The 19,823-nt window shown below is 34.1% G+C and carries 15 protein-coding genes; 9 read left to right on the forward strand and 6 right to left on the reverse strand.

The window, feature by feature from the left end:
* Positions 1 to 7: 7 nt before the first annotated feature.
* Both AABL81_RS10310 and AABL81_RS10315 read right to left on the reverse strand, forming a co-directional pair.
* Positions 8 to 958, reverse strand: coding sequence for a helix-turn-helix domain-containing protein (locus AABL81_RS10310; RefSeq protein WP_341340978.1), 951 nt, complete (start codon positions 956 to 958; stop codon positions 8 to 10).
* A 910-nt stretch (positions 959 to 1,868) separates the two neighbouring features.
* A complete protein-coding gene (locus tag AABL81_RS10315) occupies positions 1,869 to 4,250 on the reverse strand; it encodes a hypothetical protein (protein ID WP_341340979.1) in 2,382 nt (793 codons plus the stop codon).
* A 671-nt stretch (positions 4,251 to 4,921) separates the two neighbouring features.
* On the opposite strand from AABL81_RS10315, the gene AABL81_RS10320 reads away from it, so the two are divergent.
* The 5 genes from AABL81_RS10320 to AABL81_RS10340 all read left to right on the forward strand — a co-directional run bounded on the left by AABL81_RS10320 (position 4,922) and on the right by AABL81_RS10340 (position 11,715).
* Complete coding sequence (locus AABL81_RS10320; RefSeq protein WP_341340980.1) at positions 4,922 to 5,344, forward strand: hypothetical protein; 423 nt, start codon at positions 4,922 to 4,924, stop codon at positions 5,342 to 5,344.
* 121 nt (positions 5,345 to 5,465) lie between these two features.
* A complete protein-coding gene (locus AABL81_RS10325; protein ID WP_341340981.1) occupies positions 5,466 to 6,851 on the forward strand; it encodes a TolC family protein in 1,386 nt (461 codons plus the stop codon).
* 11 nt (positions 6,852 to 6,862) lie between these two features.
* Positions 6,863 to 10,036: an efflux RND transporter permease subunit gene (locus tag AABL81_RS10330; RefSeq protein WP_341340982.1), complete on the forward strand. Its 3,174-nt coding sequence runs from the start codon at positions 6,863 to 6,865 to the stop codon at positions 10,034 to 10,036.
* Positions 10,037 to 10,062: 26 nt separating this feature from the next.
* Complete coding sequence (locus tag AABL81_RS10335) at positions 10,063 to 11,160, forward strand: efflux RND transporter periplasmic adaptor subunit (RefSeq protein ID WP_341340983.1); 1,098 nt, start codon at positions 10,063 to 10,065, stop codon at positions 11,158 to 11,160.
* Positions 11,161 to 11,178: 18 nt separating this feature from the next.
* Positions 11,179 to 11,715 carry a TlpA family protein disulfide reductase gene (locus AABL81_RS10340; RefSeq protein ID WP_341340984.1) on the forward strand — a complete coding sequence of 179 codons (537 nt, stop codon included), beginning with the start codon at positions 11,179 to 11,181 and terminating at the stop codon, positions 11,713 to 11,715.
* 44 nt (positions 11,716 to 11,759) lie between these two features.
* Here the strand turns inward: AABL81_RS10340 and AABL81_RS10345 are convergent, their stop codons facing one another.
* Together AABL81_RS10345 and AABL81_RS10350 are read right to left on the reverse strand one after the other, a co-directional pair.
* Positions 11,760 to 12,566 carry a lysophospholipid acyltransferase family protein gene (locus AABL81_RS10345; RefSeq protein WP_158209174.1) on the reverse strand — a complete coding sequence of 269 codons (807 nt, stop codon included), beginning with the start codon at positions 12,564 to 12,566 and terminating at the stop codon, positions 11,760 to 11,762.
* Positions 12,567 to 12,721: 155 nt separating this feature from the next.
* Complete coding sequence (locus AABL81_RS10350) at positions 12,722 to 13,360, reverse strand: NUDIX hydrolase (protein ID WP_158209175.1); 639 nt, start codon at positions 13,358 to 13,360, stop codon at positions 12,722 to 12,724.
* 50 nt (positions 13,361 to 13,410) lie between these two features.
* Here AABL81_RS10350 and AABL81_RS10355 point away from each other — a divergent pair, with 50 nt between their 5' ends.
* Positions 13,411 to 13,854 (forward strand): DUF4268 domain-containing protein, encoded by a 444-nt coding sequence (locus AABL81_RS10355; RefSeq protein WP_158209176.1) that lies wholly within the window; start codon positions 13,411 to 13,413, stop codon positions 13,852 to 13,854.
* A 128-nt stretch (positions 13,855 to 13,982) separates the two neighbouring features.
* Positions 13,983 to 15,785, forward strand: a complete 1,803-nt coding sequence (locus AABL81_RS10360; RefSeq protein WP_341340985.1) for a hypothetical protein — start codon at positions 13,983 to 13,985, stop codon at positions 15,783 to 15,785.
* 92 nt (positions 15,786 to 15,877) lie between these two features.
* On the opposite strand, the gene AABL81_RS10365 is transcribed toward AABL81_RS10360, so the two are convergent.
* On the reverse strand, positions 15,878 to 17,068 hold the full coding sequence (locus tag AABL81_RS10365) for a GlmU family protein (protein ID WP_158209178.1): 1,191 nt from the start codon (positions 17,066 to 17,068) through the stop codon (positions 15,878 to 15,880).
* A 132-nt stretch (positions 17,069 to 17,200) separates the two neighbouring features.
* The gene (locus tag AABL81_RS10370; RefSeq protein ID WP_090407597.1) at positions 17,201 to 17,452 is read right to left on the reverse strand and encodes a type B 50S ribosomal protein L31; all 252 of its coding nucleotides are present in this window, start codon (positions 17,450 to 17,452) and stop codon (positions 17,201 to 17,203) included.
* A 275-nt stretch (positions 17,453 to 17,727) separates the two neighbouring features.
* Between AABL81_RS10370 and AABL81_RS10375 the strand changes: the two genes are divergently transcribed.
* Entirely contained in the window at positions 17,728 to 19,023 is a 1,296-nt protein-coding gene (locus AABL81_RS10375) for a S28 family serine protease (protein WP_341340986.1), read from the forward strand.
* A 209-nt stretch (positions 19,024 to 19,232) separates the two neighbouring features.
* Positions 19,233 to 19,823: a DUF4199 domain-containing protein gene (locus AABL81_RS10380; RefSeq protein ID WP_341340987.1), complete on the forward strand. Its 591-nt coding sequence runs from the start codon at positions 19,233 to 19,235 to the stop codon at positions 19,821 to 19,823.

The following is a 19,823-nucleotide window of genomic DNA, read 5'->3' on the forward strand; positions in this document are numbered from 1 at the left end:
TTACGCCCTATGCCACTTGGCTTCTAAAAACAGAAGGTGTTTGCCCAACGTACATTTTAAAATATTTATTAAATGTTGATTTCGAACAGAACCCACATTCATCAACTACAGCGTCGATAGTAAGGTTTTTATCCCTCATCAATAATGATTTAGCATATTCTATTCTATACTTAGCTAAAAGCTGGTAAAAGCTCGAATTTAGGTTCTGATTAATAACCTCAGAAACTTCTTGTTTACTTAACCCTACTTCTTTAGCTAATTGTTCTAATGAAAACGATGTTTCTAAAAAACCTTTATTGTTATTAAAGAAACTTATAATTTTTTTCTCTTTTATTTCAAAATCAGAAACAGCCTCTTCAGTGCTACTTGCGATATTATCATTTAATAAAGCTCCCATATCCTGAACCATTTCTTGATTCGTAAAACTCAAATAGCTTACCAAAGAAAACAAACTCATAAAGAAAACTAATCCTTTGTTTACAAACTCCCCCTTAACAGTGAAACGACTTCCTGTCAATTCCATTACAGTTAAAAAGCTTAGTACAAAAATACTTATGAATAAGTAAAAACTAAATACGCCGATAAAATTGATTGTTTGATTTGAAAAACTATGTTCTCTCTTTGCAACTAAATTAGTATAGATCGCAAAAGAATAAAACATTAAATAAGGAAGATTAACTATTTCAAAATAATAGTTATCATCACTAAATGGCACTCCCATTACAAGAATTGTTACAATGTAATGAGCAACTAATTCTTTCCACAATTTGCTTTTTTCTATTGTTTCATATTTTGTATAAATATAAAACAGTGGAATAGTTAACCAGATAAAAGTGATAGAAAATCCAAAAATAGCAAATAGTAACTGAATAACAGAAACAACTAATACAAGACCTACTAACTTTAAGAAGTTAGTTTTCTCGATTAAAACGCTATTTATTTTGTTTAATACAGTCATATCATTGTGAGAATTATAGCTTGCTTTACAATCATAAATCCTCACAACGATACAACAAAGCACAACTTCGTTATGCTATGTGTCGCTTTATTAAGTGGGGACTTATATTTAGAATATTCGCATATTCTAATTATTTTAAAAAGCTCTGCAAAATTATTACTTATTTCTAATTCTAAAAGTGTTTTTAACATATCAACGTTAGATTTGCGAAAATCCCATATAAATGAAAAAGATACGCAACATTAAACAACCTAAAAGCCGTTTTATATTAAATATTATTTATTAAATAGTATATAATAAACATATTTATAAGTCAAAATAAGCGATTTTAACAATAATCAATTCGTAAATTGTCACAAACTCTTCTTTTTAACTAAAACAAACTTCAAATACAACATATGATAAATATCATTTTTTAAATAATCATACTGTTATATTTAGGCATATTTTCCGTTTTTTTGTTATCTACCTCTTAGCAACCTGCCTCTTCAGTCCCATTTTAGACAATGTTTATCACAAAAAGTCACATTTCCTGAAGAATGCTATAGCAAAGTACTACATTTTGTGAACATTACCACATAAACAAACCTACCTTTTAATACCAAAAACTACTAACTATAATAAATAGATTGTAATTAATTCATTAATTAACTTAATAAACTAAGCTTTACACAATAATCATAAAGTTTAAAATATTTCATTTTACTTTATGATAACATAATTTACACTCTTCTTAGCTATGTTAAATATGCAAGTTTAAACTGTTTAATCTCTTGTTTCCAATCCAGACATTTATAAAAAAAATAAAACACTACGCGTTTTTTTTTGTAAGCCTTTTATTTTCCTTTGCTTAGTGACTAAAAACAAAAAATCCCAAACAAAATTGTTTGGGATTTTATATCATTACTTATTATTTATTTAATTGGTAATATTTACTGACGAATGCATTCCAAAATAACTGAGCCTTGCCATCTAACTCTTTATTGCCATTGCCAAATACATCAAAATCATTCGATGCTGTCTCTCCTTCCTTATAAAAGTAATAATAGACATACATCTCCTTTTTCCATACATTTTTTGACTTTAACCCAAAAAATGACTTAATCTGTTCATTGCGCTCATCAATATTGAAGCGAATCGTAATATTTTCCTTTTGGAAATAGAAATCTAAAGAAGTATCAAAAACTTCTTCCTTAATATCCTTTCGCTGTACTCTTGGGACTACCTTCAAATTTACATCATCACTTAACCAACCTTCTACTCTTATTTGACGTCCTCCTGTTATATAATCAACAATCTTATTTAAATGGGCTACATTTCCAAATGTATCTTCTAAAGGATAATTAGTTATTGATTCAACTTCTTGCCGATTAAACACCCATAAACGATTCAACGCTTCTCGCTCTTCTTTAGGTAAATTATACTCTGCCGGAATATCCTCAAGCGTCCCTTTATAGCGCTCATTATGTTCATAGTTTGACTTCATCAAATCAAAGTACTTTGATGCTTTTTCAAAATCTTCTAATCCGTGATAAGCCCAAGCTAAACTAAACCAGTAATTAATATTAGCTACCTCTTCATTTAATTCTACGTACTTAGACTTACTAAAAAAGGCTTCGGTCATATCGATTGAACTATGGTAATCTTTTAATTCATAACGCAGATATGTAAACATATCGGCTGCCATATAAATCACCTCTGCAACCACGTCTTCATCTTCTATCTCTTTTAACTCAAAGTCAACACGAACCGCTTTAAAATATGCTTCAGCTTGTTCAAATTTACCTGCGTTCAAATAGTTTTTTAAGATTCTCCCTTTTATTGCTACATAAGTTGCACTATATACATCGTAATAACTTAATAACTCATTAGCAAAATATTCAACCTCATCATACTCTTTCATCAATTCAGCCAAACGTAATCCGCTTTCCATATTTTCCCAAAAAGGAGCAGCTTTATACCCTTTTCTATGCAATTGTAAAGCTTCAACACAGTCTTCAACGGCATAATTCCCATCTGTTAACTGTACAATATTCTTACTTACTATCCCTAAATTATTGCATATCAAAGCATACCCGTGTTTATTGTTGTTTACTTTATTACCAACACCAGTTTCAAAATAAGTTTCTGCAAGAGGAATTGCATACTTTCCAATATTACTCGCATTCTCATAGTAAACTAAAGCCTTTTCAATATCGTCATTATCGCGATACTCACTTCCTTTCTCAAGAAAAAGAGTCATTAAATTATATGCGAAAAAACCTTCACAATCTAACTCATACCCATACTCTTGAATATCAATACCTAAACGTTCTCCTAATTCGTAAAATATAAAATAAAGAGGTCCTTCTATCTTTTTATTTTGATCAAAATACTGATGCAAATACTCAAAAGCACGTTTGGTATTCTTCTCTACACTTAAATAATACTTTGCCTTCATCTGTAAAGCAAAGGCATTATCAGGATTTTCTTCCAATCCTTTTTCAATTAATGAAGCATACTTTGCACCAACCTCACGTACATTTTTATACCCACATTCTGTAGGATAGTCAACTGCAATAGCATACATTAAATACAGTAATCCCCATTCGTTGTCTATTTTTCCTGCCTCATATTCTACTTCTATTGCTTTTACAAATACGCTACAATATGCATTACTGTGAAAATTATAAAAAGAATTCATATAAATAAAAGCTTCTCCATACTTACCTCTTTCAAGAAATAGATTACCACCTTGAAATCCTGTGTAATAATGATCTGGAGCGTGTTCAAAACTCATTCTATAAAAAGCTTCTGCTGTACTAAAGTCTTCCAACTCTCTGTAGAGGAAAGCTATTTTATAATATGTATCTCCGAACTCTTTATCTTGTAAACTATAATCATCTTTTAGCTTTGAAATTTCAATCAACTTATCGTGTAAAACTTCAATTGCTTTCTCTTTTAGTTCTAACTTATGTTCATACGACCACGCTATTAAGTCGTAAGCAGAAAAAACAGCTTCTTTGTCATTTGACACATTGTCAATAATTTCTTGTGCTGTAGAAAGTATTACAGAGACATCATCATAGTATGGACCATTGTGAATACTTATTTTCCAAAACAGAGCCTCTACATTTAAGGCATTTTCTCTCAAGAGCTCCTCTACAATAGATAATACCTGTTCAGACAAACTTTGATTCTTTGCATAAAAAATAGCTTTCTCTTCTTCATTAGCCTCCAATAATTTGTCACCAACTATCAATTGATCATAAAGCTCCTTAATTTCTTCTAATCTTATATCTTTTTGTGCCATATCTATTGTTTCTGCAAATTTTTAATAAAACCATAAATATACTACAATTCCCAAGTAATCTTCCTATTACATTAATGCAACTTACTATAAATGAAACTTTTTCAAACCCACTTAATTCCCTATACTACTCTCCTCATAAATTTTGCTACATCTATTATCGGCAACAACACTATAGTCTCTAATTTTAGAAAACTATCTTCATTATATAGTCGCTTTACACTAAAATAAATCGATTATTCTTCAAATCTTCTTTGATACTCCTACTACATTCCTACCACATTCCCACCACACTCCTTCGACAAAACGACCGTTTTCCTAAGGAATCTCGAACTTGTGTCGAACTTGTGTCGAACAAGGTTCCTATTTAACTACATTAAACCCTAAACAAATACATAGCTAAAGCCGTTATTATTGCTGACTTAAAGGCTATAAATACGTCATATAAATCATTTTTAAAAACACCTCTATTACACTTAATAAACAAGAGAAAATGCACTTTTAGACATTTTTTTAACCAAAAAAACAGAAAAACATACCTTTTTACCTCAAAAAACTACCTCTTTTTATTTTAAAACACCTCATAACATCTATTCATAGCCTCTTTTGCTATTAACAAATCTTTGTCATTTATTCCTTTGAACTATTAACAGAAACATATATGTTTGCGTAATATGAAAAAAATCAATTCACATAACATTAAATCTCAAGGTCAAAGGTTCTTTGCCCTATTTAGTCTTTTGTGGGTTATTTTATCTTCGTGTACTGTTCAAGCTACTATTTCTGCTCTTAGCACAAATGACTTAACTTCTATTGAACAAAGCACTAAACCCAATAAACCAAAGCACAGTAACAAAGTTGTTTTTAGCCCAGAGAATTGTCAGAATCAATTCACTGCTGATAGCGATATTGTGATACAAAAAGCAGGTATAGATATCAGCAACCCTTATGTTGCCTTGCTTATCTCTACTTTTGTTTTCTTCTTTTTTGGCTTTGCGTTTTTAAAAGACTTCACTGTTCACCCTCTGTATAGTAGCAATACGCTGCTTAGAGGAAACTTACCTCTGTTTATACAACATCAGAATTTTAGAATTTGATTTAAAAGCAACGATTTAGCTACGCAATATTCACACTATTGGGTAAGCATTACTATGCTTAAATTTTTCAAATTAATCAAGGCTATCAAGCTTTTACAGCCTTTTCAAAATCTTCCTGATGATGAAAAAACACCTTTTTACAACCGCTATTGTAGGAGTGATTTCACTTACTTCTCAATGGGGGTACGCCCAAAATACACCTCAATTTTCACTAATTGATTTGTGGGAAAAAACTGAACAAAACTATGTGGGACTACAAGCTAAAAATGCCTCTGTAGATGCTGCACAACATCATTATAAATCTTCTAAAACGGAAGCGTTACCACAACTTCGCATTCAAGCACAAAACTCTTATGGTTCGTTTGAAGGTAGCAATGGTGCTTTCTTTCCTCAACCTGGATTTTTTAACGTAAGTGGTAATCCTGATACGTTTGACGGAGCAGATAATACAATGAACTCCTTTGGTTCTGCTGTTGTGGAATGGGAAATATTTGCTTTTGGCAAACAAAAACAAGCTACCAAAGCAACGAAGGCTTCTTTAAATAAGTCTATTGCTGATAAAGAGGCTTATGCTATTCAACTCAAAAAGGAACTGACAACTCGCTATATCCGTACTTTATACAATGAGGCTAACTTAGATTGGACACAGAAAAATACCAATCGCCTTAATGAAGTACAACGAATTACTGCCAGTTTAACTGCAGCAGGAATGAAACCACAAGCTGATAGTTTATTGGCACATTCTTCTTATTTACAAGCGTTGAGTCAGCAAGACTTATGGCAAGGAAATAAGGAGAGTTCGCTTATACACTTAGCTGAACTAACGGGGGAAGAAAGCGGAATGAATACAATTGAAACCGAGCGTTTTCTAACATTTTCTACAATTGAAAATCAACCTGCTACAGCAATTGAAAACAATCACCCTTTCTTACAATCACTGGAACATCAATCGGAATCACTGATGCATTCAAGTAAATCTATCGCTCGCAGTGGATTACCATCCTTCAAAGTTTTAGGAGGATATGCTGTTAGAGGGTCTGGAATAGACAAATCTGGTTATGTATCTGATCGTTGGAAAGATGGTTTCTCAAATAGCGTAGATAACTATCTGGTTGGTGTTGGACTAACGTGGAACTTTACAACTCTTTTTACGAATAAGCACAAGCAAGAAAACTTTGCTAAAATGGCTAAGAGTGTTGATTTTCAAAAGGAACAATACAGCCAACAAATGCAAGCGCAATTGGCGTCGAGCATCGCTAAAATCAATGAGCAACAAAAGCAATTGCAAAAGACAAAACAGGCTATTGAGCAAGCACATCAGGCTTACACAATGTATTTAGCACGTTATAAAAGTGGTTTAATTGCTTTGAGCGAATTATTGCAGATTCAATCGCTATTGCAACAAGCTGAGAAAACGCATATAGAAGCATCTCAACAGTACTGGTTGCAATTGGTAGCACAAGCGACATTGACCACTGATTTCCAATTTCTTTTCAACAATCTTTAATTCAACTTACTATGAATCTTATTCGATTTGCATTGAGGAAACCGATTGCGATTATGATTATCGTTTTAGCAATGGGCTTTTTATCAGTTAATGCAATTAAAAAAATAAACGTAGATATATTCCCTGAAATAGAACTGCCTTCTATTTACATTGCTATGCCTTATGGTGGACTATCGCCTGCTTATATGGATGGTTTTATGGCTAATGAGTTCCAAAAGGTATTACTTTTCGTAGGGGGAGTTCAAAATATTGACTTTAAAAGTGTACAAGGATTAACGTTGATGAAACTTTCGTTTTATCCTGGTACTGATATGGCACAAGCTGCGGGAGAAGTTTCTACCCAAGTGTCGCGTGCAATGGGATTCTTACCTCCTGGTGCGGTACCTCCTATGGTGGTGCGTTTTGACGGTAGTTCCCTACCGGTAGGACAATTAGTTTTTGAGAGTTCTCAGCGTTCTATCACAGAACTACAAACAATGGTACAAACGCGCATTAGACCAATGTTTGTGCAAATCCCTGGGGTTACAGCTCCTGCTCCTTTTGGTGGAAACGTGCGTTCGATTGTAATTAGCTTAGACCAACAAGCAATGCAAGCAAATGGCTTAAACCCAGAAGAAGTAACACTTGCTATTACACAGAATAGCCACCCTTCTCCTGCTGGTAATATCCGCATTGGAGAAGAAAACTTAATGGCGCCGATTAACTCAATTGCCAAAAATCAAGAGACTTTCTTAAACACACCAATTAAGAATAAAGACGGTAGAACAATCTATATCAAGGATGTTGCTAATGTACAAGATGCGGCTGACCAAACAACGGGGTATGCTTTAATTAACGGCTCTCGTTCTGTTTACTTGCCTATTATCAAAAAGGCAGATGCCTCTACAATTGACGTAGTAAACAACTTGAAAGAGTCGCTGCCAATGCTTAAAAACACCCTTCCAGAAGACGTGAGTATTCGCTATGAATTTGACCAATCGAAATACATTGAGCGTTCATTGACAAACTTAATTCACGAAGGTATTTTAGGTGCTTTGTTTACAGGACTAATGATTTTTCTTTTCTTAGGAGATCCACGTGGAGCGTTAATCGTAATTCTAACCATTCCTGTTGCTATTTTATCGGCGGTTGCTACGCTATACTTCTTTGGTCAGACCATTAACATTATGACTTTGAGTGGTCTTGCCTTGTCAATTGGTATCCTCGTCGATGAAGCCACCGTAACCATTGAGAATATTCACCAACATATGGAAATGGGCAAGCGAAAGCCTAAAGCCATTTTAGATGCATTGTTAGAAATATCTATTCCTAAATTACTGATTTTACTGTGTATTCTTGCTGTATTAACGCCAGCATTTATTATGGCGGGAATCCCAAGAGATATGTTTATGCCTCTATCTATGGCAGTAGCTTTTGCAATGATATTCTCTTTCTTAGCTTCTCAAACTTTTGTGCCTATTTTGGCAAACTGGTTGATGAAAAACAAGTTGAAGAAAGTTTACAAATCTAAGACTAAAAGACAACGCAAGTTTTTTGAGAAGTTCAGACTGCGTTATTCGCAAGTGGTGCGTGTTTCACATAAACGTTCAAGAGTATTATTTATAGGGTATGTTGCCATTGCTATTGGTGCTATAGCTCTGTTATTGCCTGTAATTGGAATGGATATTATGCCAACGTCTAACAGTGGAGATTTCCAAATTAGAATTGAAGCACCACAAGGAAGTCGCTTAGAAAAAACAGAGGGGATTGTCAAGGATATCATTGGTGACATCAAGTCTATCTTACCTGAAAATGGGTTGTCTATTACCTCAGCTTATGTGGGTATGCAACCGTCAGGTACGCCAATTAACCCTATTTTCTTGTTTACAAATGCTTCTCACGAAGCCGTATTACAAGTAGCTGTTGACCAAAGTATATACACTGGTTCTATGGTTGAACTAAAAGAAAAGATTCGCCTTTTAGTTGCAGCAAACAGACCTGACGTACAAATCAACTTTGAACCGATGGAGTTGGTTGAAAAGATTATGGGACAAGGTGCTATGACGCCGATTGAAGTAAAAGTAGGTTCTCGCCAAATAAAAGTGGCAGAGGGACACGCTAAGAAAATTGAAGCAGAGTTAAAACAAATTCCTTATTTAAGAGATATACGCATAGCAGAACCGCTTGCTTATCCTTCTTTACAAATTGAAGTGGACAGGGATTTATTAGGACAATTTGGTTTGACGATGAGAGACGTTACTAAAAGTTTAGCTACAGCAACTTCATCTACACGTTTTACTGACAAAAACTTATGGGTTGACCCTAATTCGGGATTGGTATTCCAAGTGCAAGTTCAGATTCCGGAAGGAGATATGAATAGCGAACAAACACTACGTGCTATGCCTTTGAAAAAAGGAAGCCTACGCCCTACTTTAGACGATGTGGCAACAATTACTCGCGTTCCTGAAGCGGCTCAAGTAAACCGTAAAGGTCCAAACCGCTATGTTACCATTATTGCTAATATTCATCAAAAAGACTTAGGATCGGCTTCTAAAGCAGTTAAAAAAGCCATTGCTAATGTGGGAGAAGCACCAAGAGGTACAATGGTTTGGACAGAAGGTACACTTAATTTATTAGACGAAACCTTAGGCAACTTATTAATCGGTTTAGGAGTAGCGGTAATTACAATTTACTTGATGTTATCTGCCTTCTATCAATCGTTCCGCCTACCGTTAGTTATTTTATCAGTATTACCAGCTGTAATCACAGGTAGTTTAATTGTTCTATTCCTAAGTAGTAGTACGCTAAACTTACAGTCGTATATGGGAATCATTATGTCGATTGGAGTTTCTGTTTCCAATGCTGTTCTCTTGATTAACCAAGCAGAACACTACCGAAAAGAAGTACGCCTACGCCCTGTTAACGCAGCAAGATTAGCGGCTTCATCTCGTTTGCGCCCGATTTTAATGACAGCAGCAGCGATGATTGCAGGTATGTTACCAATGTCGTTAGGACTTGGAGATGGTGGAGAACAAGTAGCTCCATTAGGACAAGCGGTAATCGGAGGATTAATTGCTTCAACAATCACAATTCTGTTGTTGCTACCTCATTTCTTTACCTCTATGATGGCGAAGTCAAGCATCGTTGGTCCTTCATTAGACCCTGATGATAAAGACAGTAAATATTACGAAGTAGAAACTAATTAACAATGACTCAAAAATTTCAATATAGTATGAAAACTTTTTCATTTTCATTCCCTGTGAAAGCAGTGCTTGCATTCTCAGTTTTACTAACAGCTTGCTCGTCTAAAGAAGAACAGCAAACTACAACACCAACAACAGAAACGGCTAAAGTTGCCATTACTACTTCGCCTATTCAACATATTAATCCTTCTTATACCGTTTCAGTTCCCGGTGAAATGAAACCGTATGAACAGGTAGCCTTGTATTCAAAGGTTTCTGGGTTTATCAAAACGCTTTACGTTGACCGTGGAGATCAAGTAAAGAAAGGGCAATTATTAGCGCTATTAGAAGCTCCTGAAGTAAATCAACGCCATTTATCAGACAAGTCGGCCGAACAAAAAGTACACACAGATTACCTACTTGCGAAACAAGTCTATGAGCGTTTAGTTGATGCTTCTAAAACCAGTGGTGCTGTTGCCTTAATCGAATTAGAACGCGCACAAAGTAATATGAATAGTGCTAAAGCAGCTTATGAATCTGCTAAAGCAAGTACTGCTCAAGCGTATCAACAACAAGATTATTTACGCATTACAGCTCCGTTTGACGGAATCATTACGGATAGATATTTGTCTACAGGGTCTTTAGTTGGAAACAACGGAGCTCAACCTGTATTCGCAATGGCACAGAATGGAAAGTTGCGCTTAACGGTTTCTATTCCAGAAAAACACGCAGCGGCTGTTCCAGATGAAATGACAGCTACTTTTACGGTAAGTGGCGCACCAGGTCAAAAGTTTGACACACAATTATCGCGTACTTCAGGCTTGTTAAACAACCAAGACCGTTCATTGACGTTAGAGTTTGATATTGACAATAAAGACAAGAATTTTAAAGGAGGAGATTACGCTCAAGTACAGTTAAACTTACAACGCCATAATCCTACTTATTGGGTAAACACTAAAAGCATTTTGCGTTCACAAGCAGGTACTTTTGTCCTAACCTTAGACAAAGAGCAAAACTTAAAGAGAATACCTGTGAAAATGGGTGCTCAATTAGATACAATAACAGAAGTATTTGGGCAGTTAGCCCTTGACGATTTAATCATCAATAAACCTTCAGAAGAAATGAAAGAAGGTAAAGTAGCTATGTAAAATATAAAACAGCAAAATATGAAACCTATTTTTAAATCAGTAAAAAAAGCAATTGCTTTCGGAGCAATTGCCTTAATGAGTACACACTCATTTACTTCTTACGCAGCAACAGTAGCAGAGGGTAATCCTCCAACGATTAACAGTTCTAAAGTAGATGCTGTTTTCTTAGATGGCGATGGTAAAAAAGTATCTCTAAGTTCATTACAAGGAAAAGTTGTCTTTGTAAACTTTTGGGCTACGTGGTGTCCTCCTTGTATCAAGGAAATGCCATCCATTCAAGCCCTAAAAGACAAGTTTGCTAAAAAAGACGTTGTCTTTATGATGGTAGATGTGGACTCACAATACGCTAAATCAAAAGCCTTTATGGATAAGAAAAGGTACACAGTACCAGTATACATTCCTGGAGGTAATATCTCAGAACACTATTTAGGAACTTCTGTTCCAACAACTATAATTTTTGACAAAAAGGGGAATTTAGTACAACGCATCGTAGGAGGTGTTGATTACGATTCGCCAGAAGTTGAGAAGTTCATGAATCAAGTGTTAGCTTTATAAAACGTTCCTAAAACAAAAAAGACGAGCAATGTGCTCGTCTTTTTTTATTCATATCTACGAAGTTTATTCAACTCCTGTTCTTGTTCTAAAAACTCTTGAGGGATAACCTTTAAGAAAGAAGGATGTTGCTCAATAGCCATTTCAACTTTCTCTACGATCATATCAATTGTATCGTTTTCATAATCTATTTCCAAAGGTTCTTTAATCACCATTGACTGTAGAATACCTTTTTTCTTCAGGTACAATCCTTTTTTATCAAACGATCTTCTGAAACCGTCAATTACAATTGGTACAACCACTGGCTTGTAATTCTTGATAATATGAGCTGTTCCCTTTCTAATTGGTTTAAACGACTTAGTAGTTCCTTGTGGAAAAGTAATAACCCAACCATCTTCTAAAGCTGTATGGATATTCTCTACTTGATCCTTATTAACCTTTTTCTTTTCTGTTAATTCCACACCTTTACTTCTCCAAGTTCTATCTACTGTGATAGCTCCTACATACGACAATATTCGAGGTAAGATACCCGACTTCATTGTTTCTGCCGCAGCTACATAGTACACATTTAACTTAGGATGCCAGATGTACATAATGTTTTTAATTGAATCGTCACGACCTTTTAAACTTGCATTAAACACGTGAAACATTGCCACTACGTCTGCAAAATATGTTTGGTGATTAGATATAAACAAAACATTTCTATCTGGTAAATTACGCAGTACTTCAGATCCTTCTATCTTTAAATCATTGAAACCTCTGAAGCGTTGATGCGTTGCAAAACCAAATACTCTAATAATCCATTTCTTTAAGAACAATATATGTCCAAATGGATTTCTTTTAAACAATCCCATATTCAACACTCATTAAAGCGAACTGCAAATTTACAACTTTTGGAATAGACTAACCTAAAATACTTATAATTAGTACAGAATTACGACTAAAAAAAGAAAATTACAAAAGTAAATAGCTGTAAATGTGTAAAATAACGTTAAAAAAGCAATTAAATTTAAATCGACAGCTTAATTGTCTCCTTTAACTCACTTAACATCATAGCAGTAGCTCCCCAAATAGTATAGTCATTATACACAAAAGCAGGTACATTGATATAATCGGCATAACTCGTCTGTAGATATACATTTTGAACAATTGAGTCGTCTAATAGAGTATTTAAAGGCATCTCTATAATATTTGCAACCTCGTAGTCGCTTGGAATAATAAGCGGAGTTTCGGTTAATACACCTAAAAAAGGTTGTACTATAAAATTACTTGGAGGAATATAGACTTGTGTAAAAGGTTTAATTACCTCAATTTGATTGGCTGTAATCCCTACCTCTTCCATTGTCTCACGCAAAGCCGTAGTTTCTAAATCTACATCTGACTTCTCAAATTTCCCTCCAGGAAACCCAACTTGGCCTGAATGTACTCCCTTATAAGTTGCACGTTCAATCAACAATAGTGAAGTTTCTCCTTCTTTAGGATACAAAAGCATCATCACAGCAGAGGTTCTTGGATGTCTCTCTTTAAATTTCTCTACATCTAAATACGGTCTTCTTTCAGTAGGTACCATAACCTCTTGGGCCTCTATACCAAGAAGCTCAGTGCTTTTAATTGCTTGTATTTGATGAAAAAAAGTTTCAAAAGTCATATCTTCGCGCTACAAATTATTTGTATTATAAAATTACAATTTTATTACCTATGTTCAGTAAAGAAGAAGCACAAAGAATAAAAAGAGAGTTTTGGATAACATTTGCAGATGTTTATCCTCGTAAATGGCTTTTGCACAATACCAAGATTAAAGACTTTGCATTTAAATTTTATGCTGACAATAAAAAAGCACAAGTGTTATTGGATATAGAACATAAAGATGAAGAGAAAAGAACTATTTATTTTCAAAAAATTGAGTCTTTAAAAACAATACTTTTAGAAGAGTATTTACCTGAAGCTATCTTCGAAGAAAACTTTTATTTAGAAAATGGAAAGCTTGTAAGTCGTATTTGGATCGAACAAACAAATGTTTGTATCAATAACAAAGCTACTTGGAATGATATTTATGACTTCTTTAATGAAAAAATGGGACTTTTTGAATTATTTTTCTATGAATATGAAGATTATATTCGTGATTTAGAAATAAACACGTAAGTTTATCGTTATAAGAAAACCTTACTTTTTATACTGTATTAACGAATATGCGTGATTGCTTTTACATACTATTTTTATGTTTATTCTTTTGGATGCCCTCAAAAGCACAAGAATTAGAGCCTATAAAAATGGATAGCGTAGCAACAACTACTATACATTATTCAAAAGCAGAAATCCCTACAGTTATAGAACGCGACACTACTCGTATTTTTAAAAACTTAGAGGAAAACAATAAAAAAACTAAGTTTGGGAGATTAATCAATAAGCTTATTTATAAAAATAATAGAAAGCTTGTTGCTAATGCTCCTGAACTTAAACTTGACCAACACTTAGAACTTGGTGAAGGAAAAATTATTAGAAATATCCGTATAACCACTTTAGATCCTTTTGGTTATTCAGATTCCGACTCTTTGCGTAAGCCTACAAAAAGCTTAGAAAAACTTGGAAATAACTTTCACTTAAAAACAAAGAAATTTACCATTCGTAATTACCTTATTTTTAAAGAGGGAGATAAATTCGACTCCCTTAAAATAAAGGAAAGTGAACGTTTAATACGTACCCAACGTTTTGTGAGAAGGGTTACAATGTATGCAATACCTACTTCATCTCCCGACTCTGTTGACGTGGTAATTAGAGAGTTAGACTCGTGGAGTATTTACCCAACAGGTTCCTTATCAACAAACAACCTTCGTTTTAAACTGACAGACCGTAATTTTGGTGGTTTTGGACACGATGTAATCTTACAATATCGTTCGCGTTACAAAGAAAGAGGAAAAGAAGGAATGCTTTTCAGCTATTCTGTAAACAACATTCAAAACACCTTTATACGCGCCAATGTTTTGTTTAATCAAGATGTTTGGCAGAACTATGTAAAAGGAGTTGTTGTAGATCGTCCTTTTTATTCACCCTATACTAAATGGGCAGGAGGAGTAAGTGTTTCTCAACGATTTAAAAGAGATTCACTTCCAAATCAAGCACAAGATAAATACAGTTTAGAGTCTGTCAAATACAATACTTATGACTATTGGGCAGGATATTCCATACCATTGTTTAAAAGCTATAAAGACAAACCTGTAATAACAAATTTACGTACGTCTTTACGCTATGTGCAACAGAACTTTTTAAAAACACCTAATGAGATATATGATCCTTTAGAATACTATCGAGATCAAAGGACCTATCTTGCCTCTATTAGTTTAAGCTCTATTAACTATGTACAAGACCGTTATATCTTTAATTATAACTTAATTGAGGACGTACAAGTTGGAAAAGTATTTGCTATCACAGGAGGAATGAAAGACCAATACTCTAAGCGTCGCGCTTATTTTGGTGCTAAATTCTCTATCGGAGGTTATACAAGATTAGGTTATTTTGCAGGAAACATAGAATGGGGTAGTTATTTCTTTGGCAATAAAGCAGAACAAGGAGCATTTAGATTAGAAGGTACATATTTCACTAAACTCTTTATGATGGGCAATTGGAGGTTCCGTCATTTCTTCATCCCCCAATTAGTTTTAGGTACTAATAGAATAGATAATGTTGGTGATGAATTGCGCTTAGACGGTGTTATACAAGGAATAAGAGCTCAAAAAATAACGGGGACACGTAGGTTTTCAATGGCATACCAATGGCAGTCCTACGCTCCGTATGAATGGAAAGGATTTCGCTTTAACCCATTCTTTAATATAGAAACAGCTTTTATGGGAGATAAGAACAACCGCTTTTTAGACTCAAAATTGTATTCTCGTTTTAGTATTGGAGTAGTAGCGAATAACGATTACTTGGTATTTAGTAAAATAGCGATATCATTGATATTCTACCCTACAATGCCAGATGCTGGTTCAAGTATTTTTAGAGCTAATTCAAGTCAATATGATATGTCGTTACCTAACTTTAATTACGACAGACCACAAACAGTATCATATTATTAAGAATACATTGTATCTTGTAGTGTGTATGATAAATAACAAAGCATAAAAAAAGGGGCTATCTCAATGAGATAGCCCCTTTTCACATTTTCATATTATCTTTTCAAACTGTGTTGAAATCTTTCTAATTCAGTATCTGCAGCAATTTGACGAATTATCTCCTCATCAATTGGTGTTAACTCGATATGTCTTCTTTCCATTACAATCTTCATTGTCTCAATAGCCTTGTCTACTTTGTAGTGATCTGTAGATTCTACACCACCCCAAGTAAAGTTTGGCAAGAATGTTTTAGGAAAACCACCTCCAAAAATACTACAAGACACACCTACTACTGTTCCTGTATTAAACATAGTGTTAATACCACTTTTACTGTGGTCTCCCATCATTAATCCACAGAACTGTAAACCTGTATTCTCATAATCACCTGTTTCATAGTTCCACAATTTAACAGGTGCATAGTTGTTCTTTAAGTTAGAGTTGTTTGTATCTGCTCCTAAATTACACCATTCCCCTAAAACCGAGTTCCCTAAGAATCCGTCATGTCCTTTGTTTGAATAACCAAACATTACAGAGTTATTCACTTCTCCTCCTACTCTACACTCTGGTCCAACTGTAGTAGCACCATATATTTTAGTTCCCAATTTTACTTGGGCACCTTCACAAAGAGCAAAAGGTCCACGAATAATTGACCCTTCCATAATCTCGGTGTCCTTACCGATGTAAATTGGACCTGTAGAAGCATTTAAAGTAACAAAAGCTAACTTTGCACCTTCTTCAATAAATACGTTCTCTGGAGCGATTACATTAACATTAGAAGGGATTGGCTCTGATATTCTATCTTCCGTAACAAGAGCAAAGTCAGCACGAAGCGCCTCATCGTTCTTTTGGAAAATATCCCATTTATTAGCAACTTGTATTAACTCTCCTTCATAAGAAATTAATGTATAATCATTAAAATCTACTTCCTCTTGTGTTTCTTGTGTATAAAAAGCAATGATATCTTCTTGATAAACTACAGCCTGCATTGGCTCTAAGTCTAAAATAAGGTCAGCTAATTCACGGTTTGGCAAGTAAGATGCATTAATCATCACATTGTTTTCTACCTCTACCATTGGAAATTTAGCAGACAAATATTCTTCCGTTAATGTAGTTGTAGTATAACGCAGGTAAGTCTCCCATTTTTCTCTAATTGTAAGAATACCAATACGTATATCAGCTACTGGGCGAGTAAAAGTAAATGGCAATAATGCCTCTCTTACGTCTCCATCAAATAAAATATAATTCATAATTAATCGGATCTTTTTCTAATTGAAATCAAAGTTACTTTAATCAGCTGGAAAAACACAACATTTTCTCACAACGGACCAAAAAAAAACCTCTCAATTGCTTGAGAGGTTCTTATTATATGATATACTAAATTATTTTTTGAATTTAGCGTATTTAGTTTTGAATTTGTCAATACGTCCTGCAGTATCGATAAGTTTAGATTTACCTGTGTAGAATGGGTGAGATGTACGAGAGATCTCCATTTTGAACACTGGGTATTCTACTCCGTCAACTTCGATAGTTTCTTTTGTATCTACTGTTGATTTTGTGATGAATACGTCTTCGTTAGACATATCTTTAAATGCTACTAATCTGTAATTTTCTGGGTGAATACCTTTTTTCATGATAAATTCTATTTAAATTTTGAGTTATTTTCCGTCCCGAAGCTTTCTATTTTCAAGAAAGGTGTAAACTTCCGATAACTTTTTTGTTATAATTATTTACTTTTCAGTGTGCAAATGTACAACTAAAATTCAATTATCAAATAAGTATTTAAATTATTTTTTGTTCAAACAAAGTATAATCCCTATCTTTTTGCTTTCCAAGGCTTCAAACTTGGATTTACATCATATTGATAAACCTAAACTATTTTTATAACACCTTCAAACACACAAAACCAATGCAAAAAACACTCACTACCTTACTCTTTTTATGCTTCTACTTACTGTCTTTTGCTCATCCCGACAAAAAGGTTGTAGAACAAGCACTTTACAATTTAAAGAATGTAACTTTTAAACAGATAGAAACAAATGACGATGACTATCTGTTGTATGAATTGTTTATACGACAATTAGTAGATCACAACGACCCTTCTAAAGGGTATTTTAAACAAAAAGTACATTACTACCACAGAGGTTTTGACAGACCAACGATTATGGAAACCAACGGGTATAACTTATATGTACGCGCAAGTGAAATGGTAAGCTACTTAAACAGTAATTACCTCAATATAGAACATCGCTATTTTGGCGAGTCAATTCCTGATGGCAAACCGTGGGAATTTCTGACAATGGAACAAGTAACAACCGATCTACACGAAATTAACCAATTGTTTCGTGAATTATACCACGGAAAATGGATTAGTACGGGTATTAGCAAAGGCGGACAAACGGCTATTTACTACAAATACTTCTACCCTAATGATGTTGATGTAGCGATTCCTTACGTAGCACCATTTAACCAATCCTTAGAAGAACCACGTATCTACCCTTTTCTTGAACAAGTTGGAGATAAAACGTGTCGCGACAAGATTTACACTATTCAAATAAGCTTGTTTAAAAACAAAAAGGCAATCTTAGAAAAGCTAAATTGGTATGCTAAAGGAGCTAACTTGACTTTTGACTACTTAGGTTCTCTTGAAAAAGCCTTTGAATATGCAGTATTAGAATATAGTTTTGGCTTTTGGCAATCTGGGCATTCTTGTACTGTATTTCCAAATACTACAAACTTAGACGAACTAACAGAGCACTTTTTAAGTGTGAGTAACATCGACTTCTTTAGCGATAAAACAATTGAACGTTTTGCTTCACACTTTTACCAAGCGGGCACACAATTAGGATACTATGGGTATGATATTACACCTTTCAAACAATACGTTAGCTTTGACCATAATCCACTGGCTACTTTTATGCCAAAAGGAACTACATATGACGTATTTTCTGACGAATTAATCCAAAAGGTAAAAATGTGGTTAGATACAGAAGCAAACAACATTCTTTATGTGTATGGAGAAACAGACACTTGGAGTGCGTCTATGGTAGTACCAACAAAACAAGTAAATTCTAAGTCTTTTGTTTTACCTGGTAAAGACCACGGACAAGCAAGGGTAAAGAATATGACGCCACAAATGAGAAAAGATTTCTTTAAGTCGTTAGAACAAATGACTGGCTTAAAACCCCAAACGCAAACACCTTAAATGCTATAACACATAGAAACAAGAAGTGAGTTAAAGGCTCACTTCTTGTTTTATACTTCCCTACTGATCAATTAGCTACACAAACTTCTTGTAGTACAACTATAACAGACAGCAAATCTTCCATAGTTAATGTTAATATTCTCTTATTGTAACCAAAAGGTAAAGGGTTATTTTTAGTATATTTGTCAATTATATCTATTAAAATCGTAATGAAGAGTACCGTAAATAAAGTAGGAATCACTTTTGGAATTATATTAGCCATCTATTATATCTTGTTTAACTGTGTTATCTTTTTCACAGATCAAACATTATTTGCCAACACACTTGCAGGTTTCTTCAATATGGGAGTTGTTGTATGTCTTGGTATTTTATCTGTCCTTGTTGCTAAAAACAAATGTGGTGGATATGTAACTTTTAGAGAGGCGTTTACTCCTTACTTAATCATGATTACTATTGGGGTTACCGTAAACTATATTGTATATAACTTATTGTTTAACGTTGTTGACCCAGCGGCAAAAGATGTCGTAAATAAAGCATTGTATGAAATGCTTATTCAAACATTAGATAATTCAGGTTTACCACAAGACCAAATAGATGAACAATTACAAAAAGCACGCGACATAAGTCAGTTTGCGCCAAAATCTCAATTGTTTATGTGGGCTGGTAGTATATTGAGAAACTCTATCTTAGGGTTACTTTTAGCTGCTATTTTTAAAAACAAGTCTGAATTTATTCCACCTGTTGAAGAACACACAGAAGAAGTAATTGCTGAACCAAAACAGCCTAAGAAACGCAAGTAA

The organism is Myroides sp. C1519 (genome assembly GCF_038039755.1).
GTDB classification, from domain to species: Bacteria; Bacteroidota; Bacteroidia; order Flavobacteriales; family Flavobacteriaceae; genus Flavobacterium; species Flavobacterium phaeum_A.